This window comes from Desulfobacula sp. (assembly GCF_030611305.1).
Taxonomy (GTDB): domain Bacteria; phylum Desulfobacterota; class Desulfobacteria; order Desulfobacterales; family Desulfobacteraceae; genus Desulfobacula.
The window spans coordinates 12,310-34,201 of sequence record NZ_JAUWQB010000034.1 but is presented as its reverse complement, the minus strand read 5'-3'; the positions used below and the strand labels follow the sequence as shown (position 1 = coordinate 34,201).

At 41.9% G+C, this 21,892-nt stretch carries 18 protein-coding genes; 17 read left to right on the top strand and 1 reads right to left on the bottom strand.

The features are described 5' to 3' along the window. The first annotated feature begins 400 nt into the window (after nt 1-400). From QAI40_RS08570 to QAI40_RS08555, 4 genes are all read left to right on the top strand, one after another. The gene (locus QAI40_RS08570; protein WP_299978697.1) at nt 401-1,774 is read left to right on the top strand and encodes a sigma-54 interaction domain-containing protein; all 1,374 of its coding nucleotides are present in this window, start codon (nt 401-403) and stop codon (nt 1,772-1,774) included. 242 nt (nt 1,775-2,016) lie between these two features. Continuing rightward, nucleotides 2,017-2,532 (top strand): thioredoxin family protein, encoded by a 516-nt coding sequence (locus QAI40_RS08565; protein ID WP_299978694.1) that lies wholly within the window; start codon nt 2,017-2,019, stop codon nt 2,530-2,532. An 8-nt stretch (nt 2,533-2,540) separates the two neighbouring features. Further along, on the top strand, nt 2,541-3,521 hold the full coding sequence (locus tag QAI40_RS08560) for a 4Fe-4S dicluster domain-containing protein (RefSeq protein WP_299978691.1): 981 nt from the start codon (nt 2,541-2,543) through the stop codon (nt 3,519-3,521). Further along, a complete protein-coding gene (locus QAI40_RS08555; RefSeq protein WP_299978688.1) occupies nt 3,521-3,967 on the top strand; it encodes a hypothetical protein in 447 nt (148 codons plus the stop codon). The genes QAI40_RS08560 and QAI40_RS08555 overlap by 1 nt, the downstream gene beginning before the upstream one ends. Before the next feature lie 9 nt (nt 3,968-3,976). Here QAI40_RS08555 and QAI40_RS08550 read toward each other — a convergent pair whose 3' ends face one another. After that, nucleotides 3,977-4,441, bottom strand: a complete 465-nt coding sequence (locus tag QAI40_RS08550) for a CYTH domain-containing protein (protein ID WP_299978685.1) — start codon at nt 4,439-4,441, stop codon at nt 3,977-3,979. 94 nt (nt 4,442-4,535) lie between these two features. Here QAI40_RS08550 and QAI40_RS08545 point away from each other — a divergent pair, with 94 nt between their 5' ends. From QAI40_RS08545 to QAI40_RS08485, 13 genes are all read left to right on the top strand, one after another. Continuing rightward, complete coding sequence (locus QAI40_RS08545) at nt 4,536-5,354, top strand: SAM hydrolase/SAM-dependent halogenase family protein (protein ID WP_304511555.1); 819 nt, start codon at nt 4,536-4,538, stop codon at nt 5,352-5,354. Nucleotides 5,355-5,434: 80 nt separating this feature from the next. Continuing rightward, entirely contained in the window at nt 5,435-6,184 is a 750-nt protein-coding gene (gene mtnP, locus QAI40_RS08540) for an S-methyl-5'-thioadenosine phosphorylase (protein ID WP_299978676.1), read from the top strand. A 26-nt stretch (nt 6,185-6,210) separates the two neighbouring features. Further along, nucleotides 6,211-6,732: an adenine phosphoribosyltransferase gene (locus QAI40_RS08535; protein WP_299978673.1), complete on the top strand. Its 522-nt coding sequence runs from the start codon at nt 6,211-6,213 to the stop codon at nt 6,730-6,732. After that, nucleotides 6,725-7,906: an MFS transporter gene (locus tag QAI40_RS08530; RefSeq protein WP_299978670.1), complete on the top strand. Its 1,182-nt coding sequence runs from the start codon at nt 6,725-6,727 to the stop codon at nt 7,904-7,906. Before QAI40_RS08535 ends, QAI40_RS08530 begins: the two co-directional genes overlap by 8 nt. 179 nt (nt 7,907-8,085) lie before the next feature. Beyond that, nucleotides 8,086-9,360 (top strand): cation diffusion facilitator family transporter, encoded by a 1,275-nt coding sequence (locus QAI40_RS08525; RefSeq protein WP_299978667.1) that lies wholly within the window; start codon nt 8,086-8,088, stop codon nt 9,358-9,360. Nucleotides 9,361-9,387: 27 nt separating this feature from the next. Beyond that, nucleotides 9,388-10,746, top strand: a complete 1,359-nt coding sequence (locus QAI40_RS08520) for a sigma-54 interaction domain-containing protein (protein WP_304511554.1) — start codon at nt 9,388-9,390, stop codon at nt 10,744-10,746. A gap of 252 nt (nt 10,747-10,998) precedes the next feature. Next, entirely contained in the window at nt 10,999-11,490 is a 492-nt protein-coding gene (locus QAI40_RS08515; RefSeq protein WP_299978661.1) for a NifB/NifX family molybdenum-iron cluster-binding protein, read from the top strand. Nucleotides 11,491-11,539: 49 nt separating this feature from the next. Next, a complete protein-coding gene (locus QAI40_RS08510) occupies nt 11,540-11,887 on the top strand; it encodes a NifB/NifX family molybdenum-iron cluster-binding protein (RefSeq protein WP_299978658.1) in 348 nt (115 codons plus the stop codon). A gap of 187 nt (nt 11,888-12,074) precedes the next feature. After that, the gene (locus tag QAI40_RS08505) at nt 12,075-13,277 is read left to right on the top strand and encodes a hybrid sensor histidine kinase/response regulator (RefSeq protein ID WP_299978655.1); all 1,203 of its coding nucleotides are present in this window, start codon (nt 12,075-12,077) and stop codon (nt 13,275-13,277) included. Between the two features lie 45 nt (nt 13,278-13,322). Continuing rightward, nucleotides 13,323-16,802 carry an FAD-dependent oxidoreductase gene (locus QAI40_RS08500; RefSeq protein ID WP_299978652.1) on the top strand — a complete coding sequence of 1,160 codons (3,480 nt, stop codon included), beginning with the start codon at nt 13,323-13,325 and terminating at the stop codon, nt 16,800-16,802. Nucleotides 16,803-16,812: 10 nt separating this feature from the next. Further along, complete coding sequence (locus QAI40_RS08495) at nt 16,813-17,235, top strand: hydrogenase iron-sulfur subunit (protein WP_299978649.1); 423 nt, start codon at nt 16,813-16,815, stop codon at nt 17,233-17,235. Between the two features lie 19 nt (nt 17,236-17,254). Beyond that, nucleotides 17,255-18,388, top strand: a complete 1,134-nt coding sequence (locus tag QAI40_RS08490) for a 4Fe-4S dicluster domain-containing protein (RefSeq protein WP_299978646.1) — start codon at nt 17,255-17,257, stop codon at nt 18,386-18,388. A 16-nt stretch (nt 18,389-18,404) separates the two neighbouring features. Continuing rightward, nucleotides 18,405-21,857 (top strand): response regulator, encoded by a 3,453-nt coding sequence (locus QAI40_RS08485; RefSeq protein WP_304511553.1) that lies wholly within the window; start codon nt 18,405-18,407, stop codon nt 21,855-21,857. Nucleotides 21,858-21,892: the final 35 nt, after the last annotated feature.

The following is a 21,892-nucleotide window of genomic DNA, read 5'->3' as shown; positions in this document are numbered from 1 at the left end:
TCCACGATGTCATGAAACATCCATGAGGTGTCTTCGACTGGAGTTGCAGCGGTTTTTACTGTTTTGGTTGCCGTACATCCTGTCAACAGTACCAGGTTTGCTACCAAGGCCAGAATAAAGATTTTTACTTTGTTTGATTTCATTTGTTCCCCTTAAAGTTACAGTGTTAAATTATGTTAATGAACATCATCATTCATATATATTCTTGTATTAATCAACATAGGCAATGAGTGTGCCATTGTAAAAAAATCCAACAATTATTGTTATAACTAATTAAATTTAAAAGATATTCATGAATATATAGTTTTCTCGTACTATCGGTTTTTAACTATTTCTATTGCAAGTGTGTTAATGATATGTTAACCTATTGATTAACAGTGTTAATTTTTTCGGAGGCAATATGGAAATTGGAAAACAATGGCGGCATATTATTGATTCTGTCCAGGATGGTATTATCATCGTTGATGAGAAGGGAATTTTTATTGCAGCCAATCAAATGGCCCAGTTGATCACAGGTTACACCGAAGGAGAACTGAAAGGCCAATCCTGCCGGATTTTGAATTGCACCGGGTGCAAGATTATTGGAAAAGGTAAAGGAAAAAATTGGTGCAGCCTTTTTTCTGAAGAGTTTGTCAGGGAAAAAAAATGTGTGATTACCAACAGTCATAACAGAACCATACCGGTTATTAAAAGCGCAACCGTGCTTTTTAATGAGAAAAAAGAGATTGTTGGTGCAGTCGAGACCCTGAAAGATATATCTGAAAATATTAATTATAAGAATGAACTGGCATCCATAAAAAGAATGTATTATATCGACGAAGGCTTTCACGGTATTATCGGAAGAACGCCGGTGATGCAGAGCCTTTATGAACATATAGAGAGTGTGGCATCACTGGATACACCGGTAATGATTTTGGGAGAGAGCGGTACAGGAAAGGAAATGGTTGCCAAAGCACTTCATGAAACCGGTAATAGGGCATCCAAGCCCTTTATTAAAGTAAATTGTGCTGCACTGAGTGAAAACATTCTTGAAAGTGAATTATTCGGCCATGTAAAAGGTGCCTATACTGGAGCTGAGACTGACAGGATAGGAAGGTTTGAAGCAGCGCATACGGGAACCATTTTCTTGGATGAAATCGGAGATATTCCTCTTTCTGTTCAAGTTAAACTGCTCAGAGTTCTGGAAGAAAAAATGATTCAGCGGGTCGGCGCAAACAAATCCATTCCCATTGATGTCAGGATAATTACAGCAACAAATAAAAATCTTGAAAAAATGATAGAGGAGGGGGCATTCAGGGAAGATCTCTTTTTCAGGGTAAATGTTTTCCCCTTAACCTGTCCGCCGCTTCGGCAGCACAAAGATGATATTACGCTGATTACCCAGCACTTTATCAGTCTTCATGCAGAAAAAACAGGAAAAAATATTTTAGGATTTACACCGGAAGCCATGCGGTTAATGGTGGCATACCTCTGGCCCGGGAATATCAGGGAATTGAGAAACAGTGTTGAGTATGCTTTTGTCCTGGCAAGGGGAAAAAGCATTGGCTCCGAACATCTACCTGAAAAGATCACAAGCTTTAACCCTTTGGCAGCCAAACCCCTGAAAATGGTAGGACACAAAGATATAGTCAAGGTTGGACTGTCTGAAAAAGAAACGCTTCTTAATGCACTTCAACAGGCTGACGGGAATCAGACCAGAGCGGCAAATATTTTAGGCGTCAGCCGGATAACTGTGTGGAAGCGCATTAAGAAACATGGAATACAGCTTAAGTGATCCGATTCAATCGTTTAAAGACGGATGGTTGTCTGTGTTAACAAGTCGTTAACCCCTTTGGCTAAAAAAATGTGTGTAAGGGCTATGACTGAAACAAGAGTAATTAATTTAAAACCCATGATGTTGTTTGTTTAAAGGCCAAAGGAATTTTTTTTAAAAAAAGATTCCTTTGGCACACTCATTGCTATCTGTATTGACTTGACATTATTTGTTAAAATAGAATTCAAATAAGGGATTTGAATATGAAAAAGGAAAATATACTTGTTGTTGCTATTATCTGTATCGCTGTTGCTGGTGTTATGATTTACAATAATTCGAAATCCGGAAAGCAGGCAGAAGTCACTTCAGGGAAAGGATCTGCCCAGACCAGCGATGCCTTAACCATAGGCTGGCAGGGTTATGTGAAGGGTATGGAATTGGCAAAAAGTCAGAACAAACATATTTTTTTATATTTTCATGCAGACTGGTGTACCTATTGCCAGCAACTTAAGAAGACAACATTTCGAAATGAAGCGGTTTTGAATTATTTAAAAGACAATTTTATCAGTATTTTAGTGGATACTGAGAAAAAAAAAGAACTTACCACACAATGGAAAGTCAGAGGGCTGCCAACTTTATGGTTTCTTAAACCGGACAATTCAAAGATCAGCAGTATCCCGGGGTTTGTCGATGCAAAACAATTTTTACGCATTTTGGAATATATCCATACGGCAAATTATGAAAAAATGAGTTTTAATGAATTTGTAAAAACACTATAGGAGAAATCATGACAGTCAGGAAAGTCACTTCTAAAATTTCACGCAGGGCATTTTTAAAAGGTTCTATTACAGCTGCAGGGTCTGTGGTTGCGACCACAAGTATTGCTCGAGCTGCCAAGTCTTTGAGTAGTGAAAAAAAAGAGCCTTTGGTGACGCTGCTTGACATCAGCAAATGCATTGGGTGCGAAGAGTGTGTCTATGCATGTCAGGAAGCAAATGCAGATAAATATCCTGAACCCCAAAAACCGTTCCCAAAAATGTATCCCAGCAGGGTGCCTGTACAGGACTGGTCGGATAAAAGAGATGTGACAGACCGTCTGACTCCCTATAACTGGCTTTTCATTCAGCATGCATCTGCCACGGTCAATGGGGAGGAGATTGAATTGACCATTCCAAGACGTTGTATGCATTGTGAGAACCCACCATGCGTTAAACTTTGTCCATGGGGTGCTTTAAAACAGGAAGACAACGGACTTTCAAGGATTGATTCTGATATTTGCCTTGGTGGTTCAAAATGTAAAAAAGTCTGTCCCTGGGATATTCCTGAAAGACAGACCGGTGTCGGGCTTTATCTTGACCTGCTGCCGGCCTTTGCTGGGAACGGTGTTATGTATAAATGTGACCGGTGCTATAACAGGCTTGAAAAGGGCGAAGTGCCTGCCTGTATAGAAGTTTGTCCTGAAGATGTTCAAACCATAGGCCCGAAAAGCGAAATTTTGAAAAAGGCCCACGCTCTTGCCAAAGAGATGAACGGATATATTTACGGTGAACACGAAAATGGCGGAACCAATACCATTTATGTCTCTCCTGTCCCTTTTGAACAATTGAATAAGAGTATTGAAAATGGAAAAGGGAAACCCCATTTAAATAAAGTCAAGAATATGATGTCGGATGGGACCAACCTTGCTAAAGCCATGCTTATTGCACCCCTTGCAGGAGTGGCCGCCGCATTTGGAAAGTTTTACTTGAGTTCAAAGGAGGACAAATAATGAAGACCACAGGAAAGTTGCAAAAATATATTTATGCCATTACACTCCTTTTTATAACATTGTCCGGTTTTGGCCAGATGCCGATTTTCAAGCGGTATTATATTGCGGATCTCCCTGGCTTGGGATGGCTGGCCCAGTTTTATGTGACGCATATTATGCATTATATTGCGGCCATCGTGCTGATCACACTTGTCATATATATTCTTTTTGATTTTATTCTCAATAGATCCGGGTTGAATAGAATTACCGGCACCGGTTATTTTAAAATAGCGATCCTTACCGGGTTAATTGTCTCGGGTGGTTTGATGGTCATAAAAAATCTTCCCAACATCTATTTTGGCCACACGGCAGTTATTGTTTTGGATCTTGTCCATTTGAGTTTTTGCATGATGTTGTTATTTGTGAGCCTCTATAGCGTGATCCGGAAAAAGAGGTGGGTGAGTTAAAATATTTTATTACCAGGTTGAATAGGGCGTTTCAATCAGGTTTGAATTAAAGTATCTGGGGTCATGGGTGACTTCTTTTCCGATCCAGTCAGGTTTTTCAAAAGGCTGATCAATTGAATCCAGTTCTATCTCAGCGACAACGAGTCCCTGGTTATCACCAGAAAATTGATCGATAACCCATTCAAAGCCTTTGAATTCAATTTGATATCTTGTTTTTTCTATTAAGGGTTTTTTGCAGAAAAGCCGTAGCATTTCCGTTGCATCCTGTTGCGGAATTGGATATTCATACTCTTTTCGGGATGCATTGCGGGTGGCACCTTTGACAGTAAGAAAGGCGCTGTCTCCTGAAAGGCGAACCCTGACAACCATATCTTTTTTGTTTACCATATATCCCTGGCGGATAAGGGTGCCGTTAACCAGCAAAGAGGATGGAAGGTAATGCAAAAGAAATTTTCTTTCTGTTTCAATGGCCATTATTTAATTCCTTTGGTATAAAACACTTTAAACTTTTGTCATGTTCTTGATATAGTGCATTCATGATTTAAATACCATATCAAATCAAAGGGGGATGTTAAATTTGGTTAGGACAGGAAACAGACCCATTGTGCTTTTGACTGATTTTGGTCAACAAGATACTTTTGCAGGGGTTCTTAAAGGCGTTATTGCTTCAATCAGTCCTGAATCAAAAGTGATTGATCTGACCCATGGGGTGAACCCACAAGATATCCGGCAGGGTTCTTTTTTTTTGGCCACATCCTGTTCATACTTTCCAAAAGGAACCGTGTTTTGTGTTATTGTTGATCCCGGTGTTGGATCGGCCCGGAAAGGAATCTGCATAGAGACCAGTGATTACTATTTTGTCGGTCCGGATAACGGCGTTCTCTGGAAAGCTGCCAGTGACAATAAGATCAAAAGAATCATTCATCTCACAAATAAAGCCTGTTTTCTTGATTCAGTTTCAACTACTTTTCACGGAAGAGATATTTTTGCTCCTGTTGCCGCCCATATTTCAAAAGGGCTTGAAGACATCTCCTGTTTAGGGGAATCTTTGAAAAAATGTGTTGAATATCAGTTTCCCAAAATAGAAAGAAAAGCGTTTTCGCTGGAGTTAACTGTCATTCATATTGACCGGTTTGGAAATATAACTTTAAATCTTGAAGAAAAAGGGTATAGACAGTTCATAAAAAACAGATGGTTTGTTTTGACAATTAATGATGTCCAAATCAAAAAAGCATTTTCCAGTTATTCACAAGCCAGAGAGGGTGAATTGTTTTTGATTGGGTCTTCTTCATCCTACATGGAGATCTCACTTAAAAATTCTAATGCTGCAAAAATGCTGGATGCAAAGTGTATGGATAAGGCGGTATTGAAAATTTTGGATCAATAAGTTTTTGTTTCCAATTCTTGATAAGTTAATCCAATTATGTTAGGCGCATCTATAACTAAAAAACTGACAGGAGAAAAAAAATGTTGAAGCTTGGTATTATCGGTGGATCAGGCCTTGATGACCCTGATATTTTGAAAGATCCAGATGAACTTGAAATTATCACGGAATATGGAAATCCGTCTTCTCCTTTATTGTCCGGGAAAATAAATGGTGTAGAGATTGTTATCCTTGCCCGGCATGGCCGAAATCACCAGTACAGCCCCACCCAGGTGAATAACCGTGCCAATGTCAAAGCACTTCAACAGGCAGGGGTTACCCATATTATTGCCACCACCGCCTGTGGCAGTTTAAGACATGAAATAGACCGGGGACACCTGGTCATTTTAGACCAATTCATTGATTTTACACGGTTCAGAAAAAATACGTTTGCAGATTCTTTTGAAAATGGCCTGGTTCATCCAGTCATGGCTCATCCCTTTGATGAAGGATTAAGAAAAAAACTCTATGAAACAGCAAAATATCTTGATTTGAGAGTTCATGACAAAGGATGCGTCGTCACAATAGAAGGGCCAAGGTTTTCAACTGTTGCCGAGTCCAAAATGTTTAAAATCTGGGGAGCTGACGTGATCAATATGTCAACTGCCCCTGAAGCCATGCTTTCCAATGAAGCCGGCATCCCTTATGCTGCTGTTGCCATGTCTACAGATTATGATTGCTGGAAAGAGGATGAAGCACCTGTCACCTGGGAGGAGATCCTGGCAGTATTCGATCAGAATGCTCATAACGTAATAAAATTGCTTGTAAATGTAATAGAAGAATTAAAAGAATAAAGAGTGACAAAATAAAGGAAAAAGAAATGGATTTGAAAGAGACCATTAGAAGTATTCCGGACTGGCCCATCAAAGGCGTGATATTCAGAGATCTGACCACATTGATGCAGAACCCGCAAGCCTTCCGTGAGTCTTGTGATGTTCTGTATGAACGATATAAAGACATGGATATTGACAAGATTGTGGGGATTGATGCCAGAGGTTTTGTTTTTGGTGCAGTCCTGGCTTATAAACTGGGTATCGGGTTTGTTCCTGTCAGAAAAAAGGGCAAACTGCCCTGGAAAACTATCCAGGAAACCTATAGTCTGGAATATGGAGAAGATACCCTTGAAATCCATGAAGATGCTGTTAAAAAAGGCGAAAAAGTGATCATTGTCGATGATTTGATTGCCACCGGCGGTACAATAGGGGCGACAGTCAAACTTGCCAAAAAACTGGGTGCTGATATTATTGAATGTGCGTTTGTCGTTGAACTTCCGGATCTGAAAGGCAGGGATCAGATTCAAGATTGCAAAGTGTTTGTCATCACAGAATTTGAAGGTGAATAGTATAGAGCCGCGGGGCACAATCCAATCACAACTTCTCCCCCTGTTTTTTCTGACTTCCATTTTTTTCTTGAATTTTACCATCCGGATAATCCTTGCCCCTTTACTGCCTACCATATTAGCCGACATGAATCTGACCCATGATCAGGCAGGCTCTTTTTTTCTGATATCTGCATCAGGATATTTCATTTCACTATTATGCTCAGGATTTGTTTCATCACGAATTAAGCATAAAAAAACAATTGTCTTTTCGGCAGTAGCAACAGGCATTGCTTTTTTAGTTACCGGTCTAAGCCAGAGTCTGTTGAGTATGCGTATAGGGCTATTTGTTGTAGGCATGACATCAGCATTGTACCTTCCTTCCGGAATAGCCATGCTGACATCTTCAATAAGCAGCCGAAACTGGGGAAAGGCAATCGGTATCCATGAATTGGCCCCGAACTTAAGTTTTCTGCTGGCCCCGCTGATCTGTGAAGGGTTGCTGTTGTGGCTCTCATGGAGAAGTGTTCTTATTGTTATCGGAGGAACCTCCGTTTTGTTTGGCATTTCCTTTTTTAAGTTTTCCACTGTAAAGGATTTTCCCGGAGAACCCCCTATGCTGAAATCGTTTTTGCCCCTTGTGGCAACTCCCTCTTTCTGGATGATGATAATTTTATTCAGCCTGGGCGTGATCGGGACCTTGGGGGTTTATTCCATGCTGCCGTTATATCTTGTTAACGAGCATGGCATGCTTCAGTCCCAGGCCAATAAATTGATTACTATGTCCAGGATTTTAACATTGCCCATGGCACTATTGGTCGGATGGCTGTCAGATCATTTTGGTCTGAAACCGACACTGGCATTTGTACTGTTCTTTACAGGCATTTCAACTCTTTTAATCGGTGTGGTAACAGATAGCCTCATACAAGTTATTATATTTTGTCAGCCAGTCTTTGCCGTCTGTTTTTTCCCTCCTGCATTTGCAGCGTTGTCGCATATCGGGTCTAAAGAAATTCGCAATATCGCCGTCTCTTTTACAATACCCATTGCCTTCCTGGTAGGTGGGGGAGTTGTTCCAAATATAATCGGTCTTTTAGGAGAAAAAGGTTTTTTCTCAACTGGCTTTATTATAGCAGGCGGATTAATTCTTTCAGGTACTATTATTCCATTTTTTCTTAAGTTTCAGAAAGATAATTAAAGTAGATTTGTAAATATCGTGTTCATATTTGTTTGGGTTTTATTTTCATGGCACATGGATTGCAACATAAATTGAAAAATTGAAATTATCCATCAACTGAGACAGGAAAACCTGTTATAATCCTACTAATATTTATACTGTCCGTATGGGTATAATTGGATCAAAATTGTTTTGATAAAATGGAAGGAACGAGACCTATCGACAAAAGAGAACAACTGGAGAAGGGGCAGCGGATTGCTCTCTTATCAACGCTGTTAATATTTGCTCTGGCTTTGCTGAAAGCATTTGTCGGCTATACATTCAACTCTCCACTTTTGATTGCTGATGCCTGGCATAGCGGCGCTGATATTTTAATTAACCTTTCGTCACTTATCGGTCTCAAACTTGCGTCAAAGAAAAAATCAAACCGTTTTCCATACGGGCTTTACCGGGCGGAAACTATTGCCTGCCTCTTGATTGGAGCGCTGATTGCCTTTATCGGGCTTGATATGTTTAAGGATGGCTGGCACAAGTTGTTTTTGATGGATTCTCAGAGTGTTTTCCCCGCATTCCCTATCGGTGCTTCAATTGTTTCATGTGCTGTTGCATCTTTTATTGCCATAAAACAGCGGGCTATTGGAAAGGCTATCGGTTCCCAGGCCCTTTTGGCGACTGCCAAAGAAGCTTTTTTTGATATATTTACATCATTGTTTGTGTTAGTCGGCATTGTCTGTGTATATGCGCAGGTCCCATATGTGGAAGGAGCTATTATTCTTTTGATCGCAGCGTTGATCTTAAAGCTTGGGATTGAGACCACCTGGAAATCCATCATGATTTTGATGGACGCAGACATGGATACGGATTTAAGGCTATCAATTGAGGAAAAACTAAATCGGATAAATGGAGTTAAGGGTGTTACCGGAGTCAAAATACGACGTTCCGGGCCTTTCAAAATAGTCAATTGCATTATTAAAACAATCCCGTCCCTGATATTGTACAAATCCCATGAGTTGGCAGATATTGCAGAAAATATGCTGTTAACGGAATATGAAAACATTGAATCTGTTTTTATTCATGTTGAACCGGAAAAAGAGATTGTTGAAATCGCCGCGATACCCGTTCAGGATAAAAATGGTCTTGAATCCAGAGTCCACCAGCATTTTGGCAGGGCCCCCTATTTTATTATATTGAATCTTGGCAATGGCAGGATCGATATTGATTCATGCCTGGGGAATGAGTTTCTCGATAAACGAGGACATATCGGACTCAATGTTGCAAAATTACTGATCGGGTATCCGATTCATCTGCTATTTGTTTTAAGTATTGGCGAGATTTCATTTCACTTGCTAAAAAATCATTATGTTGACATATTTAAAGTTGACAAGGAAATGAAAGTAAAAGATATTATTACCCTTTATAAAGCAAACAAACTTGATTTGATAACCAAGCCCGATTTGTCCAAACAACAGTTTTAAAAGATACCAGTGAAAAAAAGGACGCCATTGGATACATTCACCCAGAATACGACTGAAATCATTCTTGAAAGCATATCTGACGGTGTTTTTACGGTTGATCATGAGTGGAAGATCATGTCTTTTAACCATGCGGCTGAAAAAATTACCGGCATATCACGCAAAGATGCAATCGGCAGGCATTGCTGGAATGTGTTTCGATCAAATATGTGCCAGGACGAATGTGCATTAAAAAAAACCATGCAGGAAGGTAAATCATTTTTCAGCAGTTCCACTTATATTATTAACAGCAGGAAAAAACGGATTCCCACAACCGTTTTCACATCTTTGTTAAAAGATAAAAATGGCAATATTATTGGTGGGGTTGAGACCTTCAGGGATCACAGCCTTGTGGAGGAATTGCGAAAAAAACTCTATGACAGTTTTCAAATGGGAGATATGATCAGCCGCAGCCAGGCAATGAGAAATATCTTTAAAATCCTGCCAAAAGTCTCCCAAAGTGACAGCACCGTACTGATCAGAGGGGAAACCGGTACGGGTAAAGAATTGATAGCAAAGGCGATTCATGATTTGAGTCCAAGAAAGGATAACCCCTTTGTCGCGATTAATTGCGGGGCACTTCCTGATACGCTTCTGGAATCGGAATTGTTCGGGTATAAAGCAGGTGCTTTTACCCATGCAACTAAAAATAAGCCGGGATTATTTGCCACTGCACATAAAGGGACTATTCTTTTGGATGAAATTGGAGATACGAGTCCTTCGTTTCAGGTAAAGCTTCTTCGGATTTTGGAGGAGAAGGCATTTTTGCCCCTTGGAGCTGTTAAAAAGGAAAAATCAGATATAAGGGTCATTGCCGCCACAAATAAAAATTTGTCTAAAATGGTTGATGCGAATACATTCAGGCAGGATCTTTTTTACCGCATTAATGTTGTGCAATTAAAATTGCCTCCGCTTCGGCAAAAAATGGAGGATATCCCTCTTCTTGTAGATCATTTTATTGCCAGCCTGAATAAAATACGGGGGAAATCTGTGAGCGGAATAGACAAAACAGCCCTTGGGATCTTGATGGCACATGATTACCCGGGAAATATAAGGGAGCTTGAAAATATTATCGAACATGCGTTTGTGCTGTGTTCCAAAGGGGATATCACAAAGGAGCATCTGCCTTCCACGCTTACACGGCAATCCATGATAGAAATAGAAGATAATGCTTCGCAGTTTCCATTGAAAGCCGCAGAAATTAAGGTCATCAAGGCGTTTTTGAGAAAAAATAATTATGACCGCAAAGCCACTGCCAAAGATCTTGGTATAGACAAAAGCACATTGTTTCGAAAAATTAATAAACTCGGGATAAAGCTTCCTAAAATCGACGGGCGATTTAAAAGATGAAGTCTGTCTGATATACTGCAATTTTGAGTCTCTATACCGTTGCAGTTCTGCAATTTTATAACTCCGTTAAAAAAAATATTCTATATGGCGCCCTTTCTAACTATCTATAATTATTATTTTATTTTTTTACTGAAAATTATAATTGAAGTTGGCATGCTCCTTGCGGTTATGATTCGTCGTAGTCAAATTAAAAAAGGGGATATAAATCAATAACCTCCGATTTTATTATACTTACATAGAGGAGTGCTTTATATGAAAATTGGTATAAGTTCAACAGGGAAAGATATGAATTCCCAGATTGACCCGCGATTTGGCAGATGTGCTTATTTTATGATTATTGAGACAGACGACATGAGTTTTGAGGTGTTTGAGAATGAATACAAGTCCATGGGAGGCGGCGCGGGTATCCAGGCTGCAAACTTTATTCATTCAAAGGATGTTAAGGCTGTTTTGACCGGTAATTGCGGTCCCAATGCCATGAATGTGTTTTCTGAATGCAAAATTCAGGTTGTCACAGGACAGGCAGGATTAATCAAGGATGCTGTGGGAAAGTTCAAAAATGGTGAATTGACACCTTCTGTTAATCCGACTGTTAATGAAAAGGCAGGGATGGCAGATACAACTGATCAAGGCAACAATGGATCACAAGGCCGGGGAAGATGCATGGGAGGCGCCGGCCGGGGAAAGGGAAGGGGGCAGGGCTCTGGACGCGGTATGGGTTCTGGCAGAGGTATGGGAGGTTGAAAATTTTAAAATTCAAGATAGAATTCTAAAATTGTGAGGAACATTTAGGATGAAAATTGCACTCACTGTCTGGGATGAGAGAATTTCCCCTGTTTTTGATTCTGCACACACACTTTTAATCGCAGACATTAAAAATGAAAAAATAAAGAATATATCCTATAAATCCTTTGACCCGGAATTAGAGGCTCGCTTTGCAGAGGAACTAAGTCTTCTGGGCATTGAGGTTCTTATCTGCGGCGCCATTTCTCAAACCTATTCAACTTTGATTGAGGCAAGGACCATTCAGTTAATCCCCTTTATCGGCGGTAATGTTAACGAGATTCTTGAATTATATGCCAAAGGCAATCCTCTTGTCCCGACCTTTTTAATGCCGGGGTGCAGTGAAGAGGGCTTTTGACTACAATTGCAATATCGCATCATTATAGGGTCGCAGTTTTGCTCTTTTAGTCCAACATCATTTTTCCCCACCTAGCTCAGGTGATTCTTAACCCCCTATAAATAAAGGGATCTATTATGAAAGCCTGATTTACATCCTTCTGGCATGTTGTTTGCTCTTAAGTCAAACAACACAGAGAGGAGTTTTTATGGCCCTGCCCGTAAACTGGAAAATACTTCTGATAGATGATGACGAAGATATTCGGGACATCATGTCTATCACCTTGAAAGATGCCGGATATTCAGTCATCTGTGCTCCGGATGGGCATACAGGCATCATGCTTGCCACAAGAGAAGAACCCCATATTATCATCACTGATATTAAAATGCCGGGTATGAACGGCCTTGAAGTTCTTGAAAAAATAAAAAAGATAAAACCTGAAATAGAAGTCATTGTTACCACAGGGTTTGGTGATATTAAAAAGGCTGTCAAAGCCTTGCAATATGATGCATCAGATTTTATTTCTAAACCCATTGATGATGCCGCTCTGCACATGGCATTAAAACGGGCCAGGCAGCGGTATGTTGATAAAAAACAATTATCTGATTACACCACCCTTCTTGAAAGGGATCTTAGAACCATGGAGCAGGAAGTGTCGAATCAGGCGAAACTGCTTCACCGGGAAAAAATGGTATCTTTGGGCCGGCTTGCTGCAAGCATGGTTCATGAAATCAACAACCCATTGTCCGGAATTCTGAACTACATCAGGCTCATGATCCGTATTAGTGGAAAAGGCAATAATCTGAAATCGGAACTGACACCGGACCAGAGACAGGATCGGTTCAATAAGTTCAATTCCTACCTGGAAATCATAGAATCTGAGACCCAGAGATGTTCTGATCTTGTGTCCGGCCTGTTGAAATTTTCAAGGAAAACAAACCTGGAACAAAAAAGCATTGATGTCACCGATCTGATTCAACACAGCCTGTTGTTGTGCAACCATAAGCTTGAGTTGAGCAATATTGTCTTAAAAGTCAGATGCAATCCTGATGTTCCCCGTGTTTTTGGAGATTTCAATCAGCTTGAACAATGTATTATTAACCTGATTTTTAATGCCATTGATGCCATGGAAAATGGCGGGGACCTGGAGATCAAGACAAGCTTTAACCCGGAAGAAAAACTTGTTTCTATTTCTATAAAAGACAATGGAAAGGGCATTTCAAAAGAGGACTTAAATTTTATTTTTGAGCCTTTTTTTACAACAAAAAATGAAGGGTACGGGGTAGGACTGGGACTGTCATCAGCCTATGGGATTGTTGAAAAACATAAAGGGACCATTGTTGTGGAAAGTAGTTTGGATTTTGGTTCTGAATTCATCATTAAACTTCCCCCGGAGAAAAAGGAGTTTTAAAGAAAATTAGGATTAAAAATAATATAAATCAAATTGGAGGTATCCATGTCTGAAAACTTGGGACCTGAAAAGTTGGAGCCTGAAAACTTGGGACCTGGAAAACTGGAATCCGGAAAGATTGTCCGTTTGAGATCTCAACCCTGCAGGATTGGGTTTTATGTTTGCCACTGCGGGTTGAATATTGCAAGCAAGGTGGATGTCGCAGCTGTCAGGGACTATGTTAAAACCCTGGAAGATATTGAGATATCAAGGGATTATAAATTTATGTGTTCGGAACCCGGCCAGGCCATGATTGAAAAAGATATCCGGGAACTGGGACTAAACCGTGTAGTGGTGGCGTCTTGTTCCCCAAGACTTCACGGAAAAACATTTATGGAAACCTGTAGGCGGGCAGGGCTCAATCCTTACTATTTTCAGATGTCTTCGGTGAGAGAACAGGTATCCTGGGTCACCAAAGATAGAGACCTTGCCACTCAAAAAGCAAAGCGCCTGGTGACGGCTGCCATTCAACGCGTGAAGTTCCATCATCATCTTGAAACAAAAACATCTAATGTCAATCCGGATGTTGTGATTATTGGCGGCGGCATTGCCGGTATGCAGGCGGCCATTGATATTGGCAGCTCAGGTCATAAGGCATATCTGATTGAAAAAGACAGCACAATCGGCGGCCATATGCTTCAATTTGACAAAACTTTTCCCACCCTTGACTGTGCAGCCTGTATTGGTACTCCCAAAATGGTGGAAGTCGGACAAGATCCGAATATTGAGCTGCTCAGCTTTAGTGAGGTTACCAATGTTTCAGGGTTTATCGGCAACTTCACATTGGATGTCAGGAAAAAATCACGCTATATCAATGAAGATCTTTGCACCGGTTGCGGGGAATGCGAAACGGTTTGTCCGGTTTCCATCCCCAACCCATGGGATCTGGGCATGGCTTCAAGAAAGGCTATTGGCAGGGCGTTTCCCCAGGCAATCCCCATTACCTTTAATATTGAGAAAAAAGATATCGCCCCCTGTCGATTAACCTGTCCTGCCGGGATCAATGTACAGGGATATATTCAACTGATAAGTCAGAAAAAGTATGATCAGGCAGCTCAATTGATTATGGAAAAAGCCCCGTTCCCGGGTGTTTTGGGAAGGGTCTGTCCTCATCCGTGCGAGGCCGAGTGCCGACGAAAACTTGTTGATAAACCCATTGCCATCAAAGAGCTGAAACGATTTGCCGCAGACAGGGCAAATCTTGAAGCGAAAGATATCCCCGAGATAATTGACCTTAAAGAAAAGATTGCTGTGATCGGAGCAGGACCTGCCGGACTGACAGCCGCTTATTTTCTGCGTCTCAAAGGATACCAGGTTACGGTTTTTGAGAAACTGTCTGTTCCCGGCGGTATGCTGAAAACCGGGATACCGGACTTCCGGTTGCCTGCGGATATCCTTGATGGCGAAATTAATTATATCCTGGCCCACGGAATTGATCTTATGACCGACACCGCTTTTGGATCTGATATCACATTTGAAAGCCTGACAAAGGATGGATTTTGTGCCGTTTTTTTAAGTTCCGGTGCCCATGAATCTCTCTCACTTGGGCTGGAAGGCGAAGACTCAACTAAGGGTGTTATTGACGCTATTTCGTTTTTACGGGATGTAAACCTGGGGCAAAAGACAGACTGCGGTAAAAAGGTGATGATCGTTGGCGGCGGTAATGTTGCCATAGATGCGGCAAGGTGTGCAAAAAGAATCAAAGACTGTGAAATATCCATCGTTTATCGGCGGACAAGGGATGAAATGCCGGCCTATGAGGAAGAAATTTTAGGGGCACTTGAGGAGAATATAGACCTTCTTACCCTGACGGCACCCGTTAAAATTATCAGCCGGGACGGCAGGGTAGTTGGGTTGGAGTGCATTAAAAATGAACTGGGCGAAATGGACGAGTCCGGGCGACGGCGACCGGTGAATATCCCGGGGTCTGAGTTTATCATTGAGTGTGACACCCTTATTCCGGCCATTGGTCAGAAAACAGATTTGTCCTGGGCGGATTCAATGCCCGGGCTTGAGATCACAAAATATAATCGGATAAAGGTCCATTCGAGCACCCTGCAAACATCCCTTGATAATGTGTTTGCCGGTGGAGATATGGTAACAGGACCCGCTACTGTCATCGAAGCCATTGCCCAGGGAAGAAAAGCAGCCATTGGAATTGACAATTTTATAAACAAGGTCGAAACGGATCAGGATGACCATGATAATGAGATAAATCAGGGCGTAAATGGTGAAGATTATGCAGATATTCCCTTAAACACATTGGTTGAAGAAAGGGCCAGTGTCCAATATGTCGATCCTGAAAAAAGGGTTTACTCCTTTGAAGAAGTTGAAGCAACTCTTACAGAAGAGCAGGCCGTAAAGGAAGCCCAGAGGTGTTTGAATTGTGCGACCTGTTGTGAATGCATGGAATGTATCAATGTATGTGAGGCAAAGGCCATTGATCATTTTATGAAAGAAGAGACCATACAGATAGATTCAGGCAGCATTATTCTTGCAACGGGGTATGACACTTTAGAGCCTTCACCCTTAAAACAATTTGGGTTTGGCAGGTTTGCCAATGTGTTCTCTGCTCTGGAATTTGAGCGCTTAAGCAATGCCACAGGTCCCACCGGCGGTAAAATTTTAATGCGGAACACAAATAATGAATTTACAAGAGAACCTGAAAGTGTGGCCATTGTCCATTGTATCGGGTCCAGGGATGTAAATTATCACGAATACTGCTCAAGGGTCTGCTGCATGTATGCCTTGAAATACACGCATCTTATCAAGGAAAAAGTGGGACATGACACAAAAGTTTATGATTTTTATATTGATATGCGGTGCTTTGGTGAAGGGTATGAAGAGTTTTATCAACGGTGCCAGGAAGAGGGAACGATTTTTATCCGGGGAAAAGTGGCCCAGATCACAGACAGGGCACAGGACCCCTCTGAACAAGGCAAGCTGATTGCCATTGCAGAAGATACTCTTTTGGGGCAACTGGTTCGGGTACCCGTGGACATGGTGATTCTCTGTACAGCCATTCAGGCAAGAGAAGATGCCGGAGATGTGGGAAGGGTGTTTGGTGTCAACCAGGGGGCAGATGGATTTTTTCTTGAAGAGCATCCAAAACTTGGACCCTTGAATACGGCCACCGAAGGTGTGTTTCTTTGCGGGTGCTGCCAGAAGCCCATGGATATCCCGGATACAGTGTCACAGGCTTCGGGAGCCGCAGTAAAAGCCTTGGCACTTGCTACAAAAGGCAGAGTTGATATCGCTCCCACCATTTCATGGATAGACCCTGATGTCTGTATTGGTTGTAAAACCTGTATCACTCTTTGTCCGTATACAGCCATCGAATTTGATGAAAGAAGGCAGGTGTCTGTCGTCAATGAAGCCATTTGCAAAGGATGTGGGAGCTGTTCCGGGATTTGCCCTAGCGGTGCTGCACAAAGCAGACATTTTACCAAGAAACAGATTTTTGCTGAAATCAGCGGAATATTTTAAGGAGAATAATATGGGAACGTTTGAACCGGTCATCGTGGCTTTTGTTTGCAATTGGTGCACATATACGGCTGCGGATCTTGCAGGGACGTCAAGATTGTCCTATCCCACGAATATCCGCCTGATCCGGGTCATGTGCACGGGGATGGTGGATCCCCAATATGTGATCAAGGCATTTCTTGAAGGAGCGGATGGTGTTTTAATCAGTGGATGCCATCCGGGAGACTGCCACTATATTAATGGAAACTATAAGGCAAGGCGCAGAATTAAGCTGTTAAAGGAAATCCTTCCCCGGTTTGGAATTGAAAAGGATCGATTGCGGTTGACCTGGATCGGTGCCAGCGACGGCATTGAATTTGCCGAGATCATGACTCGGCTGAATGATCAAATAATTGAAATGGGGCCTTCTCAGACAAGATTGAATAAGGCCATATGATGTAAAGGAAACCTTTGCCATGATGATAAAAATAGAGCAAGAGGATAACAGTCTGACCAAAGGCTTGCACCAGTTTTTTAAACGGCTTCTGGAGATGCAGGAGATTGATGCCCTTTTTTTGCCGGTTCGATTAAAAGATTCATCTTCCATAATGCCGTCCCTGGTGACGGATCCGGCTCAAATAGAGAATGCAGTGCCGTTAAGCCCGGCCTTTCCACTTAATTCGGGGAGGATGGTATCACGGCTTTCATATAAGGAATCGGGAAGAAAAACTGCTGTATTGTTACGGTCGTGTGAAATACGGGCATTTATTGAACTGATAAAGCTCAAACAGGGATCCAGGCAGGAATTGATTCTTATAGGGATTGATTGCCCCAAAGCACTGACATTGTCTGATTATACCGCGTATATGGAAAAAGATCCATTGGAAGATGATGCCTATATCCAAAAGGTGTTTTCAGAAAAGAATGAAACCCTTAATGGATTTAATTTCAGCAGTGCCTGTAATACCTGTGAGAATCCTTTTCCCGTCAACACGGATATGAATATACTCCTGCACGGTGTTGATCTTTCAAACGGTATGATGGTGGAATCCGGCAGTGAGGCAGGCCAAAAGATTCTGGAAAGCCTGAATATGCAGCAAACATCCATGCCGGAAAAGCGGGAAGAGGTGGTGACACAGATAAAAGAGGTGAATTCAAAAGCAAATGAGGCAATGATTGAAGACATCACAGAGAAGACGGACAGTATTTCAAAACTCAATGCTTTCTTTGACCGGTGCATCAATTGCTATAACTGCCGGAACATGTGCCCGGTCTGCTATTGCAAAGAGTGTGTCTTTAATACAGACGTGTTTTATCATCAGCCGGTTCAATATCATCAGTGGGCAGAGAAAAATGGGCTTGTCAAGCTGCCCACGGATACGGTTTTTTATCATCTCACCCGGCTGGCCCATATCAGTCATGCCTGTGTGGGGTGCGGTCAGTGTTCAAATGCATGTCCCAGCGATATAAATGTTTTTGAAGTCTTTAAGAGCGTGGCTCAAACTACCCAGGTAGCATTTGAATATTCGCCCGGGATAGATGAAAACGACCCCCCGCCCTTATCAGTTTTCAACGAGAGAGAGTTTGAGGATATCGTCGGTATAAAATGATTTTTCTGGAGGTAAAATGAATATGGCAATTGGTAAAACATTAGTTGCCGGGGCCGGGTTAAGCGGTATCAGATCTGCACTGGATCTGGCTGAAACAGGATACAAGGTTCTGCTCATCGATCAATCAGATCACATCGGTGGTCTTTTATGTCAGCTTGATAACCAGTTTCCCACATCCAAATGCGGGTATTGCAGGATGCTGCCCATGTTTGACAGGGATCAGTCCTCCCAGCATTGCCTGAGAAAAGGGCTTTTCCATAAAAATATTGAGATTCTTTTGTCAACACAATTAATGTCTGTTGAGGGGGAACCGGGTGATTTAAAAGTAACCCTTAAACAAAATCCCTCGTTGATTGATCCGTCTTTATGCACGGGGTGCGGTGAATGTGAACGTATTTGTCCTGTTTTTGTTGATGATCCTTTCAATGAAGGGCTGACAAAAAGAAAGGCAGTTTATCTTCCAAGCCCCCAGTCTTTTTCCAATACTTACACCATTGATTATACCGCATGTACACGGTGCGGAGAGTGTGAAAAAATATGCCCCACAGGGGCCATTAAATTCATAGATCAGAACAGGGAAAAATTTAAGATCCTGGTGGTGGACGATGAAAAAATTGTCCGGGATTCCATGAAAGAATGGCTCAAGGAAGAGGGATTTTCCGTAACAGCAGCGGATTCAGGGCAAAAAGCCCTTGAATTGATGGATGACAGGCCGTTTAATATGATGCTGACAGATATCAAGATGCCGGGTATGGATGGTGTCGAGTTGCTGGCAAAGGCAAAAGAAAAAAATGATGATCTTTGTGTCATCATGATGACGGCTTATGCAGCCGTTGACTCGGCTGTGGAAGCCATGAAGCAGGGCGCACTTGATTATTTGACCAAACCCTTTGATCCGGATGTGCTGATTTCCATGACGCTGAAGGTCTATCATGAGTTTGAAATTGCCGAAGCAAGGGTTGAACAGGTGGATGCCCTGATTCTCGCCGGGGGTACAGAGTTTTTCAAACCGAACTTAGGTAAGAATCCTTATGGTTACGGTGTTCTGCCAGGGGTTGTCACCGGAATGGAGTTTGAACGACTCATCAGTGGTACAGGGCCTGGTAAAGGAAAATTAATTCATCCGAAAACCGGTAAACCTGTAAGAAAAATTGCCTGGTTTCAATGCGTGGGATCTCGCGATGTCCAAACAGGTGCCGGATTTTGTTCCAGTGTCTGCTGCATGATTTCCATAAAAGAGGCTATTCTTGCCAAAGAAAAGTTTGGCCAGGACCTTGAGACCACGCTTTTTTATATGGATATGAGAACTATTGGCAAATCTTTTGATGACTATAGACTAAAAGCCCGGGAAGAAAATCAGATCAGATTTGTCAGGGCAAGGATTCATTCACTTGATGAAGATCTTAAAAAAGATGACGGCAGTCTTTTGGCAAGGTATGTGGATATGCAGGGAAATATCCATGAGGATGATTTTGATTTGGTGGTGCTGGCGACGGGTCAGAGACCGGCCAAACAAATGACAGAGCTTGCATTAAAAAATGATATGATCATCAACCCATGGGGATTTATTGAAACTACTCCTTTTTCAATGATCAAAACTTCAAGGAAAGGGATTTTATCCGGCGGATCTCTTTCAGGGCTCAAAGATATCAGCGAATCTGTTACCTGTGCTTCAGCAGCAGCCCTTGGGGCCTGTAAAATCATGCATGAGGCGGGTAAGAAGACAATTGATGCACATGCAATAGATATGGATGAAACTGATCTGAATGGTTTGGCGGTGTTGGCAAGGGAAAATCCAAAAATTTTAACGGTGTTGTGCTCTTGCGGCAGCGATCTTACTCAAACGCTTGATGTTGAGAGTTTGAAATTGGATTTGAACAGAATTCCGGAAAATAAATCCGTTGAAATAATGGATAAACTCTGTACGGATGAAGGAAAGAAAACCTTAGTTGACATGATTCAAAAAACAAATCCCAACCGGCTTGTTCTGGGAGCATGTCTGCCCTGTATTTACAAACAGAGGATTAAGGAACTTGGAAAGGAATCAGGGCTTCATTCAAGCCTTGTGGAAACTCTGGACATTATTTCAATTTTAAAGCAATACCCGGATTCACAAATCCCCGAAATGACCCAGCGGATTGAACGAGAGTTGAAAATCCTGATATCAAAGGCCAGGTTTAAAAATCCCGTGCCTAAAGAACGACTTGAATCAAATCAGAATGCCTTGGTCATTGGAGGCGGTATTGCCGGCATCACGGCAGCCCTGTCAATTGCAGACTGTGGATATCATGTAGATCTGGTTGAAAAAGATGATACCATTGGCGGCAATCTGTTGTGGATGGACAAAACCGTTGACGGCCTGGATATTCAGGCGTATCTGGATGAAAAAGTAAAAGAACTTGAATTCCATAACCAGGTTACGATCCACAAAAAGACAAAGACTGAAAGCACAGGACAGCATCCGGGAGAATTTTCCACTCTTTTAAAAAAAGAGGATGAACCAAAGGATCCGGGCGAAACAATTCTTCACGGGGTAACTATCCTGGCCACAGGGGGAGGCCAGGCACCACTTGAGGTGGATGCGGATGATCCGCAGCAAAAAGAGCTGACCCAGAAAGAATTTGAGATGGGTGTTCAAGACCAAAAGATTGATCCGGAAAAATTGGAAACCGTTGTGATGATCCAGTGCTCAGGAACAAGAGATGAAAAACGTAACTACTGTTCCAGGGTCTGTTGCATCAGGGCCTTGAAAAATGCACTTTTTCTTAAAGAAAAGAATCCTGATATCCAGGTTTATATTCTTTACAGGGACATGATGAGTTATGGGTTTTATGAACAATATTATACCAATGCAAAAAATAGCGGAGTGATTTTTTTCCAATACGATTCTGCAGACAAACCTTTGACCCAAATGCAGGAAGACAAGGTGCTTGTCAAAACCCGTGATCTTTTACTTGATATGCCGGTTGAGATCGAGGCTGATTACGTTATTCATGCCACTGGAATTCTGCCGGATCTTCCAAAGGCACTGGCTGATCAATATGGAGCATCCTTGGATACATTCCATTTTTTCAAGGAAGCAGATTCAAAATTTCGACCTGTTGACAGTATGAACTACAGGGTCTTTTCCTGTGGATTATCATTAAAACCATGTACCATTGAAGAGGCTGTGGTAACAGCCGAGGCTGCAGCAATCAGGGCCATACGAATTCTTTCCCATGAACGGCTGGTCTCTGGAAAAATTGTTGCAGATACTCGTACAGCGACTTGCAGTATGTGTGAAATGTGTGTTGATACCTGTCCCTATGGTGCCCGTTTTGTTGACAGTATAGAGGAAAGAATTGTGATCGATCCTGCGGCCTGTCAGGGATGTGGAGTGTGTGCAGCTGTCTGTCCAAGCGGTTCTGCTGTTTTAGAGGGGCTTGACATGCGGCTGATGCTTGATTCAATTGATATGGCAGTGTCGTGATATTTTCAAATGATTGTTGAGAATGAAAAAATATA